Here is a 567-nt window from a genome sequence, read left to right as displayed (position 1 = left end):
GGGCGAAGACGGTTCCTCAAACCTTGGGCAACCCGCTTTACCACTGGACGCACCTAGAACTGCGTCGCCCATTCGGCATTACCAATACGCTGTTTAGCCCAGACACCGCTGACCAAATTTGGCATCAATGTAATGAGCTGCTTGCGACACCTGAATTTACGGCTCGCGGCATCATGCAGCAAATGAACGTCGTAATGGCGGGCACAACCGATGATCCTATCGATTCACTAGAACACCACAAAGCGATCGAAGAAGACGACACTTTTTACGTCAAAGTGCTGCCAAGCTGACGTCCGGATAAAGCGTTCAAGATTGAATTGGACCTGTTTGCGGATTACATGCACAAACTGGGCGAAGTCGCCGACATTGAGATCCGCCGCTTTGATGATTTATTGAGTGCACTTGATAAACGTTTGGCACACTTCAATGCACATGGTTGTCGTGCGGCAGACCACGGCATTGAGATCGTCCGTTACGCGCCAATTCCAAGCGAAGCGGATTTAGATGCGTTGCTGGCCCGTCGTTTAAATGGCGAAGTATTGTCTGAGCTTGAATGCGCGCAATTCT

General features: G+C 50.4%; 1 pseudogene. It reads left to right on the top strand.

The window, feature by feature from the left end:
* A pseudogene (locus tag R7Z49_RS26730) lies at nucleotides 1–567 on the top strand (glucuronate isomerase); the annotation flags it as partial.

It is taken from the genome of Vibrio sp. 1562 (assembly GCF_033340155.1).
GTDB classification, from domain to species: Bacteria; Pseudomonadota; Gammaproteobacteria; order Enterobacterales; family Vibrionaceae; genus Vibrio; species Vibrio alginolyticus.
This window is presented reverse-complemented; position numbering and strand designations above follow the sequence as displayed.